This is a genomic window from Metapseudomonas boanensis (assembly GCF_018704125.1).
In the GTDB taxonomy this organism is placed as follows: Bacteria; Pseudomonadota; Gammaproteobacteria; order Pseudomonadales; family Pseudomonadaceae; genus Metapseudomonas; species Metapseudomonas boanensis.
The window spans coordinates 1-17,364 of record NZ_JAGTIS010000005.1; the positions used below are offsets into that span (position 1 = coordinate 1).

At 64.3% G+C, this 17,364-nt stretch carries 15 protein-coding genes and 1 pseudogene; 7 read left to right on the top strand and 9 right to left on the bottom strand.

Features of this window, described 5'->3' with window-relative positions:
• Positions 1-429: 429 nt before the first annotated feature.
• Both maiA and hppD read left to right on the top strand, forming a co-directional pair.
• Positions 430-1,062 carry a maleylacetoacetate isomerase gene (gene maiA / locus J7302_RS11060; protein ID WP_215373867.1) on the top strand — a complete coding sequence of 211 codons (633 nt, stop codon included), beginning with the start codon at positions 430-432 and terminating at the stop codon, positions 1,060-1,062.
• Between the two features lie 137 nt (positions 1,063-1,199).
• Positions 1,200-2,276 carry a 4-hydroxyphenylpyruvate dioxygenase gene (hppD, locus tag J7302_RS11065; RefSeq protein ID WP_215373869.1) on the top strand — a complete coding sequence of 359 codons (1,077 nt, stop codon included), beginning with the start codon at positions 1,200-1,202 and terminating at the stop codon, positions 2,274-2,276.
• Positions 2,277-2,338: 62 nt separating this feature from the next.
• Here hppD and J7302_RS11070 read toward each other — a convergent pair whose 3' ends face one another.
• Positions 2,339-3,127: an IclR family transcriptional regulator gene (locus tag J7302_RS11070; RefSeq protein WP_215373871.1), complete on the bottom strand. Its 789-nt coding sequence runs from the start codon at positions 3,125-3,127 to the stop codon at positions 2,339-2,341.
• Between the two features lie 103 nt (positions 3,128-3,230).
• Here J7302_RS11070 and hmgA point away from each other — a divergent pair, with 103 nt between their 5' ends.
• The 3 genes and pseudogenes from hmgA to J7302_RS26820 form a co-directional block, all read left to right on the top strand.
• Positions 3,231-4,535, top strand: coding sequence for a homogentisate 1,2-dioxygenase (gene hmgA, locus J7302_RS11075; protein WP_215373873.1), 1,305 nt, complete (start codon positions 3,231-3,233; stop codon positions 4,533-4,535).
• Between the two features lie 4 nt (positions 4,536-4,539).
• A complete protein-coding gene (gene fahA, locus J7302_RS11080; RefSeq protein WP_215373876.1) occupies positions 4,540-5,844 on the top strand; it encodes a fumarylacetoacetase in 1,305 nt (434 codons plus the stop codon).
• Between the two features lie 204 nt (positions 5,845-6,048).
• A pseudogene (locus J7302_RS26820) lies at positions 6,049-6,354 on the top strand (transposase family protein); the annotation flags it as partial.
• A 225-nt stretch (positions 6,355-6,579) separates the two neighbouring features.
• Here J7302_RS26820 and J7302_RS11090 read toward each other — a convergent pair.
• From J7302_RS11090 to J7302_RS11110, 5 genes are all read right to left on the bottom strand, one after another.
• The gene (locus J7302_RS11090; RefSeq protein ID WP_215373878.1) at positions 6,580-7,527 is read right to left on the bottom strand and encodes a SphA family protein; all 948 of its coding nucleotides are present in this window, start codon (positions 7,525-7,527) and stop codon (positions 6,580-6,582) included.
• Positions 7,528-7,560: 33 nt separating this feature from the next.
• Positions 7,561-8,103, bottom strand: a complete 543-nt coding sequence (locus tag J7302_RS11095; RefSeq protein WP_215373880.1) for a flavin reductase family protein — start codon at positions 8,101-8,103, stop codon at positions 7,561-7,563.
• A gap of 17 nt (positions 8,104-8,120) precedes the next feature.
• Positions 8,121-9,359 (bottom strand): styrene monooxygenase/indole monooxygenase family protein, encoded by a 1,239-nt coding sequence (locus tag J7302_RS11100; RefSeq protein WP_215373882.1) that lies wholly within the window; start codon positions 9,357-9,359, stop codon positions 8,121-8,123.
• An 88-nt stretch (positions 9,360-9,447) separates the two neighbouring features.
• Positions 9,448-10,233: an SDR family oxidoreductase gene (locus J7302_RS11105; RefSeq protein ID WP_215373884.1), complete on the bottom strand. Its 786-nt coding sequence runs from the start codon at positions 10,231-10,233 to the stop codon at positions 9,448-9,450.
• A 10-nt stretch (positions 10,234-10,243) separates the two neighbouring features.
• On the bottom strand, positions 10,244-11,491 hold the full coding sequence (locus J7302_RS11110; protein ID WP_215373886.1) for a dienelactone hydrolase family protein: 1,248 nt from the start codon (positions 11,489-11,491) through the stop codon (positions 10,244-10,246).
• Between the two features lie 599 nt (positions 11,492-12,090).
• Here J7302_RS11110 and J7302_RS11115 point away from each other — a divergent pair.
• Together J7302_RS11115 and J7302_RS11120 are read left to right on the top strand one after the other, a co-directional pair.
• Positions 12,091-13,119 (top strand): AraC family transcriptional regulator, encoded by a 1,029-nt coding sequence (locus J7302_RS11115; RefSeq protein WP_215373888.1) that lies wholly within the window; start codon positions 12,091-12,093, stop codon positions 13,117-13,119.
• 264 nt (positions 13,120-13,383) lie between these two features.
• A complete protein-coding gene (locus J7302_RS11120; RefSeq protein ID WP_215373890.1) occupies positions 13,384-14,553 on the top strand; it encodes an HPP family protein in 1,170 nt (389 codons plus the stop codon).
• Here the strand turns inward: J7302_RS11120 and J7302_RS11125 are convergent.
• From J7302_RS11125 to J7302_RS11135, 3 genes are all read right to left on the bottom strand, one after another.
• Positions 14,550-15,410, bottom strand: a complete 861-nt coding sequence (locus J7302_RS11125) for a LysR family transcriptional regulator (protein ID WP_215373892.1) — start codon at positions 15,408-15,410, stop codon at positions 14,550-14,552. The genes J7302_RS11120 and J7302_RS11125 overlap by 4 nt on opposite strands.
• Before the next feature lie 124 nt (positions 15,411-15,534).
• Positions 15,535-15,978, bottom strand: coding sequence for a YybH family protein (locus J7302_RS11130; protein WP_215373896.1), 444 nt, complete (start codon positions 15,976-15,978; stop codon positions 15,535-15,537).
• A 118-nt stretch (positions 15,979-16,096) separates the two neighbouring features.
• Positions 16,097-17,344: an RNA polymerase sigma factor gene (locus J7302_RS11135; RefSeq protein ID WP_215373898.1), complete on the bottom strand. Its 1,248-nt coding sequence runs from the start codon at positions 17,342-17,344 to the stop codon at positions 16,097-16,099.
• Positions 17,345-17,364 lie beyond the last annotated feature (20 nt).

The window sequence follows — 17,364 nt, forward strand, 5'->3', positions numbered from 1 at the left end:
CGTCCAGAACCATGCTGGCAGCCTTGAGTTTGAATTCATTCGAGTAGGACTTACGCATTCCGACATACCTCAGATTTGGGCCATCATAGCGCCCGAGTGAGGTGTCCAAAATCATTAAGCCAGTTCAGCTTGCTGGCGAATCGTGCGCACGGCCCTTCGCGAGCAAGCTCGCTCCTACAACGGAACCTGTGTCCCTCGACGGCCCCCTGTAGGAGCCAGCTTGCTGGCGAATCGTGCGCACGGTCCTTCGCGAGCAAGCTCGCTTCTACAACGGAACCTGTGTCCCTCGGCGGCCCCAGCCGATGATCCTGCTTGACAGTCCAGGCCGCACACCGCAGATTACGCAAAGTGTAAATTGATTACGAAAATAACAATGCAAGCGACTGGCCCTCACCGCCAGACCGCCTGCCGCCTCCGCGAGTGATTGCCATGGATCTCTACACCTATTACCGCTCCACCTCGTCGTACCGGGTGCGTATCGCCCTGGCGCTGAAGGGGTTGGAGGCCCGGCACATTCCGGTGAACCTGATCCAGGACGGCGGCCAGCAGCTAAAGCCCGAATACAAGGCGATCAACCCGCAGGGCCGCGTGCCCAGCCTGCGCACCGACGAAGGCCAGGTGCTGACCCAATCGCCTGCCATCATCGAATACCTCGAAGAACGTTATCCCCAGCCCGCTCTGCTGCCCACAGGCTTCGAAGACCGGGCCCGCCAGCGCGCGGTGGCAGCTATCATCGGCTGCGACATCCACCCGCTGCACAACGTCGCCGTGCTCAACCGCCTGCGCGGCCTGAAGGTCGACGAGACCGACGTCATGGCGTGGATTCGCCACTGGATCGGCGAAGGTTTCAACGCCGTCGAAGCGCTGATCGGGAATGACGGTTTCTGCTTCGGCGAACCGGGCCTCGCCGACGTCTACCTGCTGCCGCAAGTCTATGCCGCTCGTCGCTTCGAGCTGGATCTCGCGCACTACCCCAAGATTACTCGTGTCGAACGACTGGCACTGGAGCACCCGGCGTTCAGCCAGGCGCACCCCGATCAGCAAGCCGACAAGCCGGCCTGAGCCCAATATGCAAACGCTCGCCTTCAAGGTCACCATCGGCGATCACCTCGCACGCAGCGTGCGCGGTATTTCCTGCGCGCCGCCACAGCCCACCTCGCATTGACCTATAACTTTCAATACATGCTGAGGTGCCGAAAATGGCTGATATCTTTGAAAACCCAATGGGCCTGATGGGCTTCGAATTCATCGAGTTCGCATCATCCACCCCGAATACCCTGGAGCCCATCTTCGCCATGATGGGTTTCACCAAGGTCGCCACCCACCGCTCGAAAGACGTGCACCTGTATCGCCAGGGTGAGATCAACCTGATTCTCAACAACGAGCCCAAGAGCTTGGCCTCCTATTTTGCTGCCGAGCACGGCCCGTCGGTCTGCGGCATGGCCTTCCGCGTGAAGAACGCCCACCAGGCCTACGCTCGCGCGCTGGAGCTGGGCGCCCAACCGATCGAAATTCCCACCGGCCCGATGGAACTGCGCCTGCCGGCGATCAAGGGCATCGGCGGTGCGCCGCTGTACCTGATCGACCGCTTCGGTGAAGGCTCCTCGATCTACGACATCGACTTCGAGTTCATCGAAGGCGTCGACCGTCACCCCAAAGGGGCCGGCCTGAAACTCATCGACCACCTGACCCACAACGTGTACCGCGGCCGCATGGCCTACTGGGCGGACTTCTACGAGAAGCTGTTCAACTTCCGCGAGATCCGCTACTTCGACATCAAGGGCGAGTACACCGGCCTGACCTCCAAGGCCATGACCGCGCCAGATGGCATGATCCGCATCCCGCTGAACGAGGAATCGTCCAAGGGCGCCGGACAGATCGAAGAATTCCTGATGCAGTTCAACGGCGAAGGCATCCAGCACGTGGCCTTCTTCACCGACGACCTGATCAAGACCTGGGATGACCTGAAGGCTCGCGGCATGCGCTTCATGACTCCGCCGCCGGACACCTACTACGAAATGCTCGAAGGTCGCCTGCCGGACCACGGCGAGCCGGAAGGAGAGCTGCGGGCACGCGGCATCCTGCTGGACGGTACCTCAGAAGGTGGCAACAAGCGCCTGCTGCTGCAGATCTTCTCGGAAACCCTGATGGGCCCGGTGTTCTTCGAGTTCATCCAGCGCAAGGGCGATGACGGCTTCGGCGAAGGCAACTTCAAGGCGCTCTTCGAGTCGATCGAGCGCGACCAGATCCGCCGTGGTGTGCTGAGCACCGATTGAGGTTTGGAGTTCTAAAAAGAACCCGGCTGATGCCGGGTTTCTTTTTGGGGCTGGGGACCTCGTCAATCCGGCATCTTGCCGCCCATGCGCTCGCTGATGGCCAGGGCGGTCTGGTGCAGTCGCTCGGCCGCAGAACCCTGGGTGTCGGCGCGGAAGGCGCTGGCCGCACCCACGACGGTAATCACCCCTGCCAGCTTGTGGCCGGTCGCGAACAACGGAGCCGACACGGCATTCACCCCCGGCATCAACAAACCCTGTACGGGGTGCAGCCCGGTCGCACGAATCTTAGCCATCTGCTCCTGCAACTCGGCAGCGCTCGGTGCCAGGCCTGCAGCCAGCTCTTCATCACGCAGGGGCGCGGTTTCCGCTTCAGGCAGGAAGGTGTTGAACACCAGGCCGGTGGATGAGCCCAGCAGCGGCAATACCGAACCCACCTGGGTCACCAGCGTGACTGCGCGCAGCGCCTGTTCCACATGCACTACGGTCGGCCCCTTGTTACCCCAGACGGCGAGGAAGCAGGTCTCGTTCAGTGCATCGCGCAATTCCACCAGGTGCGGCATGGAAACCTTCACTACATCCAGCCGACCGATGGCGGCCAGGCCCACCAGCAGTGCCTCGCGGCCGAGGCCATAGTGATTGGTAGTGGCGTCCTGTTCTGCGAAACCGCTGGCGATCAGCGCTTGCAAGTAGCGGTGCACCTTGCTCGCCGGCATGCCGACGTGCTCGGCCAGCTTCGACAGGGAAGTGGCTGGCGCCAGTTCGGCGAGCCCCTTGAGGATGTCGGTGCCGACTTCCGCAGCCTGCACCTTCTGCCGCCGTGGGGCGCTCGTGCTGTCGTTTTCGCTCGTCATGACCTGGCCTTGGTTGGAGATGAAGGGCGCTGTTATAGCTTGACCCTTTGGGGCTTTCAAATTACGTTATGCGTAATCAAATTACAAAAACAGAGAGGTCACCATGGTCTCCCCCCAAACGCCCTCACCGCTCATCTATCTTTCCGGCTTCAATAACGAGTTCAGCAGCGAAGCGCTGCCCGGCGCCCTGCCCGTCGGTCAGAACTCGCCGCAACAGGTCCCCTATGGCCTGTACAGCGAGCTGCTCTCCGGTACCGCCTTCACCGTGCCCCGCAGCGAGGCGCGCCGCACCTGGCTGTATCGCATCAAGCCCTCGGCCAACCACCCGAAATATGAGCGCCTGGAGCGCCAGATCGCTGGCAACCGCCTGGGCCCGATCACGCCCAACCGCCTGCGCTGGAACCCGCAGGACATTCCCGTCGAGCGCACTGACTTCATCGACGGCCTGCTGACCATCGCCGCCACCAGCGATGCCGAGCAGGCCTCGGGCGTCAGCGTGCACCTGTATCGCGCCAACGCCTCGATGCAGCGGGTGTTCTTCAACGCCGATGGCGAATGGCTGATCGTCCCCGAGCAGGGGCGCCTGCGCCTGGTCACCGAGCTCGGCATCCTCGATGTCGAACCTCTGGAGATAGCAGTGATCCCGCGTGGCATGAAGTTCCGCGTCGAGCTGCTGGATGACAGCGCTCGCGGCTACATCTGCGAGAACCACGGCTGCGCTCTGCGCCTGCCCGATCTCGGCCCGATCGGCAGCAACGGCCTGGCCAACCCGCGCGACTTTCTCGCTCCGGTGGCCCACTACGAAGACGTCGATGCGCCGGTTCAACTCGTGCAGAAGTTCCTCGGCGAGCTCTGGGCCACCACGCTTGATCACTCTCCACTGGACGTGGTCGCCTGGCACGGCAATAACGTGCCGTACAAATACGACCTGCGCCGCTTCAACACCATCGGCACTGTCAGTTACGACCATCCGGACCCGTCGATCTTCACGGTGCTGACCTCGCCCAGCGCTACGCCGGGCCAGGCCAACGTGGACTTCGTGATCTTCCCGCCGCGCTGGATGGTGGCCGAGAACACCTTCCGTCCGCCGTGGTTCCACCGCAACCTGATGAACGAGTTCATGGGCCTGATCCAGGGCGCCTATGATGCCAAGGCCGAGGGCTTCGCCCCGGGCGGCGCTTCGCTTCACAACTGCATGAGCGCCCACGGGCCGGACAACGCCACCACCACGCAGGCCATCGCGGTGGAACTCAAGCCGCACAAGATCGACAACACCATGGCCTTCATGTTCGAGACCTGCAGCGTCCTGCGGCCGAGCCTATACGCGCTCGAATGCCCGCAACTGCAAGCCGACTACGATGCCTGCTGGGCAGGCATGGCCAAAACCTTCGACAAAGGTAGGAACTGAACCCATGACTCAAGCAGATAATCGCCGCAGCTGGATCGCCTCCGCCAACGGCCACCCCGACTTTCCCCTGCAGAACCTGCCGCTGGGCATCTTCAGCCCGCATGGCGCCTCGCCCCGTGGCGGCGTGGCCATAGGTGATGCGATCTTCGACCTGAAGGTCGCCTGCGATGCCGGCCTGTTCAGCGGTGAAGCCGCCGACGCGGCGCAATCGGCCTGTGGCGACAGCCTCAACGCCCTATTCGCCCTCGGCACCTCCGCCCGCCGCGCCCTGCGTGCACAACTGCAGGAGCTGCTGGCCGAAGGCAGCCCGGCGCAGGAGCGTCTCGAGGCCATGGGCCAGGCACTCCTGCCGTCCATGACGACCTGCCAGCTGCACCTCCCGGCGCATGTCGGCGACTACACCGACTTCTACGTGGGCATCCACCACGCCAACAACGTCGGCCGGCTGTTCCGCCCGGACAACCCGCTGCTGCCGAACTACAAGTATGTGCCCATCGGTTACCACGGCCGTGCCTCCACCGTCTGCGTTTCCGGCACGCCGGTACGCCGACCGATCGGCCAGACAATGCCGCCGGGGCAGACCGAACCAAACTTCGGCCCGAGCAAGCGCCTGGACTACGAACTGGAGCTAGGCATCTGGATCGGCCAGGGCAACGCGATGGGCGACTCCATCGCCATCGGCGAGGCCCAGGATCACATCGCCGGATACTGCCTGCTCAACGACTGGTCCGCGCGCGACGTGCAGGCTTGGGAATACCAGCCGCTCGGCCCGTTCCTGGCGAAGAACTTCGGCACCAGCGTATCGCCCTGGGTGGTGACCGCCGAAGCCCTGGAACCCTTCCGCAAGGCCCAGCCGGTCCGTCCGGAAGGCGACCCGCAGCCACTGCCCTACCTGCTGGACGATGCCGATCAGGCTACCGGCGCCTTCGACATCGAACTGGAAGTGCTGCTGCTCACCGCCGCCATGCGCGAACAGGGCCTGGCGCCCCATCGCCTGGCCCTGAGCAACACGCTGAACATGTACTGGACCGTGGCCCAGATGGTCGCCCACCACAGCGTTGGCGGTTGCAAGCTGCAAGCGGGTGACCTGTTCGGTTCCGGCACCCTCTCCGGCCCGCAGCCGGAAGCCTTCGGCAGCCTGCTGGAGAGCACCTTCGGTGGCAAAGAAGCGCTGACCCTGCCGAACGGCGAGAAGCGCACCTTCCTGGAGGACGGCGACGAAGTGATCCTGCGCGCCCGCTGCCAGCGCGATGGCTATGCGTCGATCGGCTTCGGCGAGTGCCGTGGGGTGGTATTGGCGGCGCGTTGATAGTGCTCAGCTTGTAGGAGCCCGCTTGCTGGCGAATGGCGTCCGCCTCTTCGCGAGCACGCTCGCTCCTACATTCAGGCCCCCGTGGCCAGGGATCGGCCATCCACAAAAAAGGTTCTTTGCGGGATCGGGGGGAAGTGCGAGTTGACAGTCGGGGAAGTGGGTAAATTGGCAATCGCCAAACATCCCACCCCTGCTGTCGCCGTGCATCCTATTGATCTTGCCCCTTTCTGGCCAGGCTACGAGGTCGTCGCCTGTCGCCAATCCACTCACGACACCCTGCTGATCAGTCTTCAGCCCCAAGCCGAGCGCTTACCGATTTGCGGCCGCTGTGCCAAACCCAACCTGTTGATCCACGAGCAGCAGCACATCCGCCAGGTGCGGGATCGTGACCTGCAGGATCAGCGCGTCCTGCTGCAACTGCCGGTGCGTCGCGTCGACTGCCGGTACTGCGGACGCGTATCCGAGCGGATCGACTGTCTGGCGCCGGCTTCCCGCCTTCCCCGGAAAGCAGCCTGTAACACCTCCTTGGCGGACTTGTCGGGCGGAGTGAATCGAAGGCGCGCGAAACCTTGTAGGAGCCAGCTTGCTGGCGAATGGCGCATGTTCGCCAGCAAGCTGGCTCCTACAGAGAGAGCTGTCAACTCGCCTCTCCCCCAGATTCCGCGATGAACCAAAAAAGGCCCACCGCAAGCGGCAGGCCAAGGGACAACCCTGAGAGGTGGTCCTTGCGAATCAGAAGTGGTGCACGTACCGCACCTGCACCCGCGAGCCTTCCGGTCGGTTCTCCACGTCCTGCTCGAAATACGCATTCACGAACAGGTGGTCTTCCTGGGAGAAGCTGTACATCGCTCCTGGTCCGATGGCCCAGACTTTTTCCCGCCGCCCGGACACTTCGTGGCCGTCGATCTTCGTGTCGGTGAACTGATTCAACCAGTAGCCGTTCAGGCCCAGGCGCAGTTGCGGCGTCACCGCGTACTCGGTGGCCAGGTTGGCGTGCACCGCCTGCCCGGCCTGGATGTCATCGGCGCCGCCGTAGCTGTAGTTCGGGTCGTCGTTCTTGCCGTTGTACAGGTAGTGCGCGCGGATCGATGCGGTCCACTTCGGCGTGAACCAGTAGGTCGCCGCCCAATACGGGTTGAACGACCAGGCATTGGCGCCGGGGTTGATGGCGTGGTCATCATCGTACTTGCCGGTCGGCAGGTTCACCTGCAGTTCGATGCGGTGAACGAAGCGTGGCCCGTCCTCACCCATGATCGGGTCGAACTGGATGAAGGGGCCGATCAGCAGGTCCCCTACCCCGCTCTGAGCCTTGAGCACCGCGTTGTCCAGGCCGTCATCGACATCCATGCTGGTGACCACCGGCAACACGGCATTCAGGCCGAGGCTGGCATTGCCCAGACGCAGGTTGGAGAGGTAGCTGAGCTGGGTCACGGCCACCTGGTAATCCAGCTCCTGGTTGGGTAACGGCAGGTCCTTGCCGTGCTGGTCGCGCAGGTGGTCGGCGCGATAGTCCTGGAAGTACTGCTGGATGTACCAGCCAGGCCCCGCCGGCAAGCCGCCGTCGAGGAAGGTGGTAAGCCCCAGGTTGACCACTGGCAGGTCATAGGCCTGGGCGGCCTGCCCTCCAAGCAGGCCCGTTCCGATCAAACACAGCTGCAACGTTCTTATCGTTCTTGTCATGGTGAGTTCCCTTACGCAAGGCGGGAGGCAGCGTTACTGGCCGAGGGCCGGGTGCGCGGCGGCAACCCGGTATTGGCCGGCATGAAAGACCAGCGGTTCTCCGCCGCTGTGTCGGTATTGCTCGATCTGGCCGAGGAAGATCAGGTGGTCGCCACCTTCGTACTGCGTGAGGTTGCGGCACACCAGGGTGGCGATCACGCCGTCCAGGATCGGCACGCCGCCGGCCCCGGTCTGGTAGGCGATGCCGGCGAACTTGTCCGCCGAACCCCGGGCGAAATGCCCGGAGAGGCCGTGCTGGTCGGCGCCCAGCACGTTGATGGCGAAATGGCTGGCCGAGAGGAAGTCCGCAAGGCTCGGCGCACTGCGCGAGATGCTCCAGAGCACCAGCGGCGGGTCCAGGGAGACCGAGGAAAAAGAGTTGGCGGTCATGCCCACGTTGCGGCCGTCGGCCCCCTGGGTGGTAATAACGGTGACGCCGGTGGCGAACTGGCCGAGCAGGTTGCGCAGCGCGCGCGGATCGCTTTCCTGGGCACTGACCAGTTCATCGAAGCGCGGGGCGGGAGTACTGGCATTCATAGGGATTCTCCGGTGCGTCAGGCGGCCTGGCGGCTCAGCTTCTGGATCAGGGCCTGGCATTGGTCGGCGTCGAACCACCAGGGGGCGAAGTTGCGCGGGTCATCGAAGCCATTGGTGATGAGCGAGGCCAGGGCACGCGACTGGCTGGCAGCGGCCAGCAGTTCCAGCAGGTGCGGTGGTGGCGGCAGGAGCATGGTGTTGGTCCAGCCCACCACGTGCTGGGCGTAGTCCCAATAGCGCTCGAAGGTCTGGCGCATCCAGCCGTCGCTGAAGGCCTGGTCGCCGTGGGCTAGGATCGCGTCGAGGTAGACCTTGCTGCACTTGGCGGCATTGTTGGAGCCTTGCCCGGTAATCGGGTCGTTCACCACCAGGGCGTCCGCCATGCCGAACACGTGGCGGCCAGACGGCAGCTCCAACACCGGTTTGCGCACCATCGGGGTGAAGCGGCCGGCAAGGAAGCCCTTGTCGTCGGTCAGTTCCAGCGACTGGCAACGCTCGGCTTCCCAAGGCAGGTAGCGGCGGACAATCTCCAGGCTCTTGTCCAGATGCTGCTCGGCGGTTTGCACGCCTTGCCAGCAGTCCATCGGGCCGCCGGGGACGCCTTCGAAAACCATGATCTCGCAGGGGCCCGTCGTGGTCAGGGCGGGGAACACGAAGTACTCGCCGACGCCCGGAATCAGGTTGAAGGCGACCCGCGAGAACGGCGACACAGGCTTCATGCCCTTCACGTAGGTCAGCGCCAGGGCGCGCTGCGGCTGCTGGAAGCGGGTACGCTCGGTATCGCGGGGGAACAGGTTGACGATCTCGCCCTTGCCGGCGGCCAGTAGCACCAGGTCATGGCTGGCGGCGAGCTGCTCCAGCTCCGGCAGCCCGACATCCTGGATCACCAATTCGCCGCCGCGGCGGCTGAATTCCTCCATCCACACCGGCATCTTCACCCGCTGGTCGACGGACTGGGCGTAGCGCTCCAGCCGCGCCGACCAGCTGAACAGCTGCTCGCCAGGCTTCTCCGGGTGCGGCACGGTCAGGCCGATGCCTTCGACCGCCGGGCATTCGTCTTCCCAGAAGTTCAGGCCCAGGTCGCGCTCGGTCTGCAGGGCGGTATTGAACATGCACTGGCTGGACATGACCTTGCCGTTGCGGATTTCCTCACCCGTGCGGTTGGTGGTGAGGGTCACGTGGTAGCCCTTGGCGAGCAGGCCAAGGGCCAGTTGCAGGCCGGCTTGGCCGGCTCCGACGATGGCGATTCGACGCATTCTTGTTCTCCTGACAGGCGACGGTTGGGACTGTGGCGCAAGGCGGGCGCCGAACAGGCTTTGCAAAAGTCTTTTCATGGGTGGCCGCTCACTCGGCCAGACGCGGGATGGCCGGCAGGTTCTGCTCCGGGCCCATCACCGAGTAGCCGCCATCAACGGCGTAATCCGCGCCGGTGACGAAGCTGGCGGCCGGCGAGCAGAGGAAGGCCACCACGTTGGCCACCTCGGCCGGGTCGCCGAGGCGCCCCAACAAGTGGTAGGACGCTGCCACGGCATCAGCCTTGGCACGGTCGCCCCCGGCGACTTCGCTGATCACCCGCGACCAGGTCCAGCCCGGCGACACCGAGTTGACCCGGATACCATCGGCGGCCAGGTCCATGGCCATGCTGCGGGTCAGCTGCAGCATCGCCGCCTTGGACACCGGGTAGAGCCAGCGGCCGGTCTGCGCGCACTTGGCCGAGATGGAGGTGAAGTTGACGATGCAGCCACCGCGCGCCTTGAGGTCGGCATGCACGGCCTGGGTCAGCACCACGGACGACACCAGGTTCACATCCAGCGCCTGCAGCCAGTCCTGGCGGCCGGAAGCAAAGCCTTCGTCGCCATAGGTGCAGGCCAGGTTGATCAGCGTGTCGATGCCACCGAAGCAGGCACGCACCTCCTCCACGGCATCGGCTACGCAGGCGTCATCGGTGATGTCGACGGGGAAGAACACCGCTCTTTCGCCCAGTTCGGCGGCAGCTTGCTGGCCACCCTCGCGGTCGATGTCGAACAGGGCGACGCGGTAGCCGGCATCGATCAGGGCACGGGCGACGGCGCAGCCGATCAAGGTAGCGCCACCGCTGACGATGGCTGCCTTATCAGGATTGCGGGACATGGGCGGCTCCTCAGCGGGACTTGTCGGCGCTGGAGGCCCAGCTCGGCATCAGGGTGTTGGACGGCTGGCTTTCGTCGAGCAGCTTCTGTGCGGTCTCGCGCCCGGCCACGGGTAATCCGGTGGGATCGAGCAGGCCGATCTGCACCAGCACGCTGGCCTGATCCCAGTAGATGTGTTCGTGGTAGAGCTTGGGTCCGCGGAACTTCACTACCCCGAGCATGGGGATCTCGACGCGCTTGCCGGTGGGCGCGACGCCCGGCAGCATCCAGTCGATCTCGCTGTCGTGGGTGAAGGTCATGATGAATTCGTCGACGATCTGCGAGGCGCCAACCGTGCGCGAGATGGGCGTCAACGCCATGTCCTTCGGGTTGTTGTGGACGAAATGATGCTGGTAGAAGCGGCTCAGCTCGCGGTAGCCCACCCCGCCGGTCATCGTCGGGATGTGGTTGACGTAGGGCTCGGCGACCATGGTGGCCATCGTGGCGGGCACGTCGCGGGTGTCGAACTCGTGGCGGATATGCTCTTCCCAGAGGTCGGAGAGGTTGTAGTCCGGGCCGAGGGTGCGGCGCAGTGCGGCGATGCTGCGTTCGTGGGCCAGCAAAGCGGCGGGCTTGTTGTAGTGGTCGCCTTGCGGACGGGCGAAGGCATGGTCGACGCCCGGATAGACGTACAGCTCGACGCCCGGCAGACGCCCCAGTCCTTCAACGATCGCAGCACGGGCCTCGACCGGGCAGTAGGCGTCCAGTTCAGCCAGGTGCAGCACCAGGCGACGGCCCTGCAGCCCTTCGGCTTCCTGCAGCGCGTGTTCGATGCCGACGCCGTAGTAACCCACTGCGCAGGCCACTTCTGGCAGGCGGCAGCCGGCCAGGTAGGCCAGCTTGCCGCCCAGGCAGTAGCCGACCACACCCAGTTCGCCGGCGTTGCATTCGTCCAGGGCCTTCAGGGCCTGGAGACTGCTGCGGATATCCTCGACGCCGAGCGCTTCATTGAAGCCTTGATAGAGGGCGAAGGCGCGGCCGAAGTCGGCCTCGGTGTAAGCCAGGTCGACGCCACGCTCCTGGCGCCAGTAGAGGTCCGGCACCAGCACGGTGTAGCCCTCTTCGGCCAGCAGGTCCGCGACATCTCGCATCGCCTGGTTGACGCCGAAGATTTCCTGGCACAGGACGATGCCCGGCCCACGGCCGTCCACCGAGGTCGCCAGGTAGGCCTGGAATTGTTCACCGGACGCTGCCGGAACGCTGACATAACGGCCTTTCATGAGATGCCTCCAACGGTTGGGGGAACGTTGGAGGCGATCTTCCGCGCACGGCGCCGGGCTCACTATCCGCTTGCTGCAAACAGCGTCCGCTACATGCAGGAAATTTCGGCAGGTGTTTTTTTAAGGCCGGTGCCGTCCTGTAGGAGCCAGCTTGCTGGCGAATCGTGCGCACGGCCCTTCGCGAGCAAGCTCGCTCCTACAGGGGCCATCATCCTCAATGGATTGGTTGGGAAGAGGGGCTTCTGGCAGACCTGCGGCCTGCTTTGCAAATGAATTGACTCTGTCTGCGCTAGCGGTTGCCAAGAATAGACCGTCAAGCGAAGAGCCTTGTAGGAGCGAGCTTGCTCGCGAAAAGGTCCGATTCGCGAGCAAGCTCGCTCCTACAGCCCCCCTCCGATGGAGCGCGGGCAGACGGAGTTGAGGTAGCCTGGCGCGGCTCTTGCTGCTTCATTCACCAGACCCCGGCGAGGGTACAAAAAGAAACAGACAGGCATGCGGTGTTATCCGGTGACTGCAAGGACTATCCAGATCCTGCAGTTACCCCGCTCCACAACCGCGCGCCCTGCCTTGATAACGTGCATTGCGAGTGAGGTGAACCGATGAGCCAGGAACCGACCCCGGGGGACGGCGGCAACCGTTTTCTCAGAACACCCTTGTTCACGCCGCAGAACCAACTGTTCCTGCTCAACGACCTGAACGCGATCCGCGAGGGCGTTGGCGGCGTCTTCAAGCCGCACGACCTGTCCCCGCTGCGCCCTGGCGAGCGGGTCAGCGCCAGCATGCACCACGTTTCCCGCGGACGCCTGTCGCTGAACCGTCTGGAATACGGCGCCACTGTGGATATCGACCCCGGCCGGCTCGAGTCCTTCTACCTGGTGCAGGTGCCCATTCAAGGGCGCGCCCGCATCAAGTGCGGCGGCCACAGCTTCATCTCGACCCCGGAACTGGCCTCGCTGATTTCCCCCGACCTGCCGCTGTGGATGCGCTGGGAGGCCGACGCACCGCAGCTGGCGCTGCGCATCGACCAGAGCGAGATGCGCCACCACTGCGCTCAGCATCTGGGGTATGTCCCGGACAAGGCCCTGGAGTTCAGCCCCGAGCTGGACCTGCGCAACCCCGGCGGGCGCTACTTCCTGCAGTTGCTGGAAATGCTGGTGGATGCCATCGCTCAAACGCAGCACCCGATCCACCAGCCGCTGGTGCTCAAGCAGTTCGAGTCGGTGCTGCTCAACGCGCTCATCTACGGCCAGCCGCACAACTTCCGTGAGCGCATGGAAGGTGATGGCCGCCCACGGGGCATCTCGCCGCACTTCGTCCGGCGCACCGAGGAATACATGCGCGCCCACGCCCACGAGCCGTTGACGATCGAACAACTGGCCGAATACGCCGGCGTCAGCGTGCGCACCCTGTTCGCCGGGTTTCGCGAGTTCTGCGACACCAGCCCGATGGCCTATCTGCGCAACCTGCGCCTGGAGCAGGTGCATCTGGAGCTCTCGCGCCAGCCCCAGGCGTCGGTCACCGACGTGGCCTTCAAATGGGGTTTTGCCCACCTCGGCCGCTTCGCCCAGGAATACAAACGCCGCTACGGCTGCCTGCCGTCGGAAACGCTGCGCTTTCGCGCCGAGTGACGAGGTATCGGGCGGAAATCAGGTCCGCCCACTTTAAATGCATTTTTTTTGCACTTAACCAGCAATTCTATTCATTAGCCTTCAGCAAGCAGTCTCCGTAGCATCTCCCCATCAACGCCTGATGAGCAGCGCGCAGACGCTGCCAGGGCGAATAACCCTGCTGCAGACATTTCCATAGTCCAGGGACGGACACCCCACCCTGAGTGGGATTTAGACAGGGCCGCAAGGCCCTTTATTTTTGTTCACTGCCAATGCTTCTTCTCCATGCCTGAAACTCCATTGCGACTTTGGTTAAAACGACTTCGCCCTGCCGCCAGCAGCGCGTCCCCACGGGAATGGTTGCGTACGGCCCTCGGCGCCTGCGTGGCCGTCACCCTCGCCATCTATGCCAACAGCCTCGGCTTCGGCGGTGACCTGGCGTCACGCCTGGCCGCTCCCTTCGCCGCGTCGTCGGTGCTGCTGTTCGCGCTTCCCTCCAGCCCCTTGGCCCAGCCCTGGCCGGTAATGGTCGGCAACCTGCTGGCTGCCTGTATCGGCTTGCTGGTGGCACAGTGGGTACAGCCGCCCTTGCTGGCCGCCAGTGTGGCGATCGTCCTCGCCATCGTCAGCCTGCACGCGTTGCGCTGCCTGCATCCGCCGAGTTGCGCGGTGGCGCTTGCCGTCACCCTGGGGGGGGCGCTGCCAATAGAGCAAAGTCTGCTCGTACTCGGCACGGTGCTGCTGGGCTCCTTGGTGCTGGTGGGCGTCGCCATGCTCTACAACAACCTCAGCGGCATGCCCTACCCGCGTGCCTTGGCCCAGCCGACTGAAAATCCGCATCACACGGCGGATCCGCTGCCGGGCGAGCGCAACGGCATCGAACCGGTCGACCTCGACCAGGCACTGGAGGAGTTCGGCGGTTTCGTCGATGTCACCCGCGATGACTTGCAGCACCTGCTGCAACTGATCGAAAAGCACGCCTTGCGCCGCCGCATGGGCGATCTGAAGGCGGAGCGCTTCATGTCCCGCGACCTGCGCACTGTCCAGCCAGAAACGCCAGTGAGCGAGGCCTGGGGCGTACTCGACCAGCACCACATCAAGGCACTTCCGGTGCTGGATGCCCAGCAGAAACTGGTGGGCATCCTCACGCTCGCCGACCTGCTCGGCCACGCCATGGGCGCTGCGCCGCGGACCTGGATGGAGCGCTTGCGCAGCCGCCGGGATATCCCCGTCTCGCGCCTGATGACGCAATCGGTGCGTTGCGCCAGGACGGATACGCCACTGGAAGACCTGGTTTCGCTGCTGTCCGATCAGGGCCTGCATTGCCTGCCCGTGCTGGACGAAGGCAGCCAACTGGTCGGCATCGTCACCCAGAGCGACCTGATCGCCACGCTGTACCGGCTGTGGCTGAACGACTCCGAAAACGAGGCAGCGCCGATGAGGCTCGCCAGTTAGATCAGCTCGCCACCCAGCGACCAGTCGATGTCATCGGCCACCACCTCGCGGAGGATGCCGATGGCCTCGCGCAACGCGGGCGAATCCTTGTCGCGCGAATAGACCAGGTAGGTCGGATAGGTGAACTCGGGGGCCATCTCGACCCGCTCCAGCGCACCACTGTCCAGATGCCGTTGGGCCACGCGGGTGCGGAAGTAGCCGCTGCCGCCGCATTGCAGGATGTATTGCAGTGCCATCGGCGGCAGGTTGGTGCTTACTGCCGCGCGCGCCTTGTCAGGCAACGCGACATCGTGGCGCTGGCGAAACTCCGGGCCCCAGTCGTTGTACAGGTAAGGCTCCGGATTGATCGTCGAGCGCACATGGATGAGCTTTTCTTCCAGCAGCAATTCGACCTGCATGCCAGGCCAGTAGTCAGGCCGGTAGACCAGCGCGGCATCCAGCAAGCCGAGGCGCAGTTGCTGTTGCACGTGCCCCGCCTCCCCTACCTCGGCGCGCACCGCGTGGGACGGCATCCGTTGGCGCAGGCGGATCACCCAATTGAGGATCAGCGGGTTGCACAGGCTCACCTCTCCGCCGACGTTGAGCATGTCGCGATAGCCTTGGGGCAAGGGCAGATCGCGCCGTGCCGCCTCCCAGGTCTGCAGCAACTGATTGGCGTAGGCGACGAACACCTCGCCATCGGCGGTCAACTTCGCACCTGCGCGGTTTCGTACGAAGAGCCGGCAGTCCAACTGCTGCTCCAGGTTATGCACCCGTGCAGTGATGGTGGTCTGAGTGACATGCAGGCGCTCGGCGGCGGCAATGAAACTGCCGCTGCGGACGATTTCCAGAAAGGTGCGCGCCAGGTCGATATCCATGGGCTTGCTCGCGGGATGGGCGGGAAACGCAGGATTCTAGCGGCTGGAGGGCTAGGCCGTCAGGGATGTCTTGGGCCCACCATCCCTCACCCCAGCCCTCTTCGGGAGGGAGCGGGGTCTTCGCTTAAGGCTTTGCATCGAACAATGCCTTGCCACTTTCCATATCGAAGGGCGCGGAGAAATGCTCGTGGACGATCATCCACTGCCCGCCACGCTTGGTCAGGCATTGGGTGCCACGCATCCAACTGGATTTTTCCACGCCATCCTCAATTCCGCCGCAACGGCAGAGGAAGTGCAGGAAGGCCACGCGGGCATCGGCCAGGATGGTCGGTTCGCTGGGCTCGAAGACACCGTCACCGCTACACATTTCCATGCAGTTGCGCCAATGCTGGGCATAGGCCTGGATGCCTTTGAACTGCAATTGCAGAATGGCGTCATAGGCGACCACGTCCGGCGCGTAGCAGGCCACCACGCCCTCCACGTCCTTGGCGCGGGCCGCTTTCAGCCACTTATTGAACAGTTCATGCACGTCGAGTTCGGCAGTTGCCTTCTGGGTTTCGCTGTTCATTGTCGTTCTCCGTTTCCATGTGTCGGGCCCTGCCGGCATCAGCCAGCAGCTTCACCCCTTGTCGTTCACCGGACATGTGGATCGACAACGGTCAGAGCCAACCCGACGGGTGGTGACGTCAGTCGTCCAGCTCGCGCAGGCGCCGCTCGATGAAGCGCCGCTCCGGCGCCTGGCGGATCAACGCCAGGGCACTCTGGTAAGCCACACGGGCTTCGGCCTTGCGTCCCAGACGCCGGCACAAGTCGGCACGGGCCGCGTGGGCCAGGTGGTAGTCCTGCAATACGCCAGCCTCGAGCAAGGCATCCACTTCCGCCAGGCCGGCCTCGGCACCATCGCGCATGGCAACAGCCACAGCGCGGTTGAGCGCGACCACTGGCGAGGGCGTCAACCTTTGCAGCACGTCATAAAGGCCGACGATCTGCTCCCAGTCGGTCCGCACGGCATCAGGGGCCTGCGCGTGCACGGCAGCGATGGCCGCCTGCAACTGGTAGACACCGACACGCCGAGCAGCGAAGGCCTGGGCCACCAGGACCAGGCCTTCGGCGATCTGCGCACGGTCCCATACGGTCCGGTCCTGTTCGTCCAGCAGCACCAGCTCGCCGTCAGCAGTGGTCCGGGCCGCGCGACGTGAATCATGCAATAGCATCAACGCCAGCAGCCCCATCACTTCAGGATCCGGCAGCAGTTCCAGGAGCAAACGTGCCAGGCGAATGGCCTCGGCTGATAGATCAGTGCGCACCAGTGTCTCCCCGGACGAGGCCGAGTAGCCTTCGTTGAACACCAGGTAGATGACCCGCAGCACGTTATCCAGGCGTTCCGGAAGCTCGGCCAGCGAGGGCACCTGGTAAGGAATACGCGCGTCGCGGATCTTCACCTTTGCGCGCACGATGCGCTGGGCGATGGTGGCCGGGCTGCTGAGGAAGGCGTGAGCGATTTCCTCGGTCTTCAGGTCGCACACTTCACGCAAGGTCAGGGGCACCTGGGCGTCGGCGGGCAATGCCGGGTGGCAACAGGTGAAGATCAGCCGCAGGCGGTCGTCCTCCACATCCTCGCCCTCCTCGAAGGCGGTGGCCGCTTCCTCCAACTGCTCCGCCAGCAGGCGCTGAGAGGCATCGAAGCGGGCACGCCGGCGCAGGTTATCGATGGCCTTGAAGCGTCCGGCCGATACCAGCCAGGCCCGGGGGTTGGCCGGCATGCCATCGCGCGGCCACTGCTGCACCGCAGCGATGAAGGCGTCGTGCAAGGCCTCTTCGGCCAGGTCGAAGTCGCCCAGCAGGCGGATCAGGGTGGCGAGCACGCGGCGCGAGTCGCTGCGATAGACCGCCTCGACCCGCTCGCGCCAATGGCTTTGGTTTTCGTCCTGCATCAGCTGCCTTCCTGGCCTGC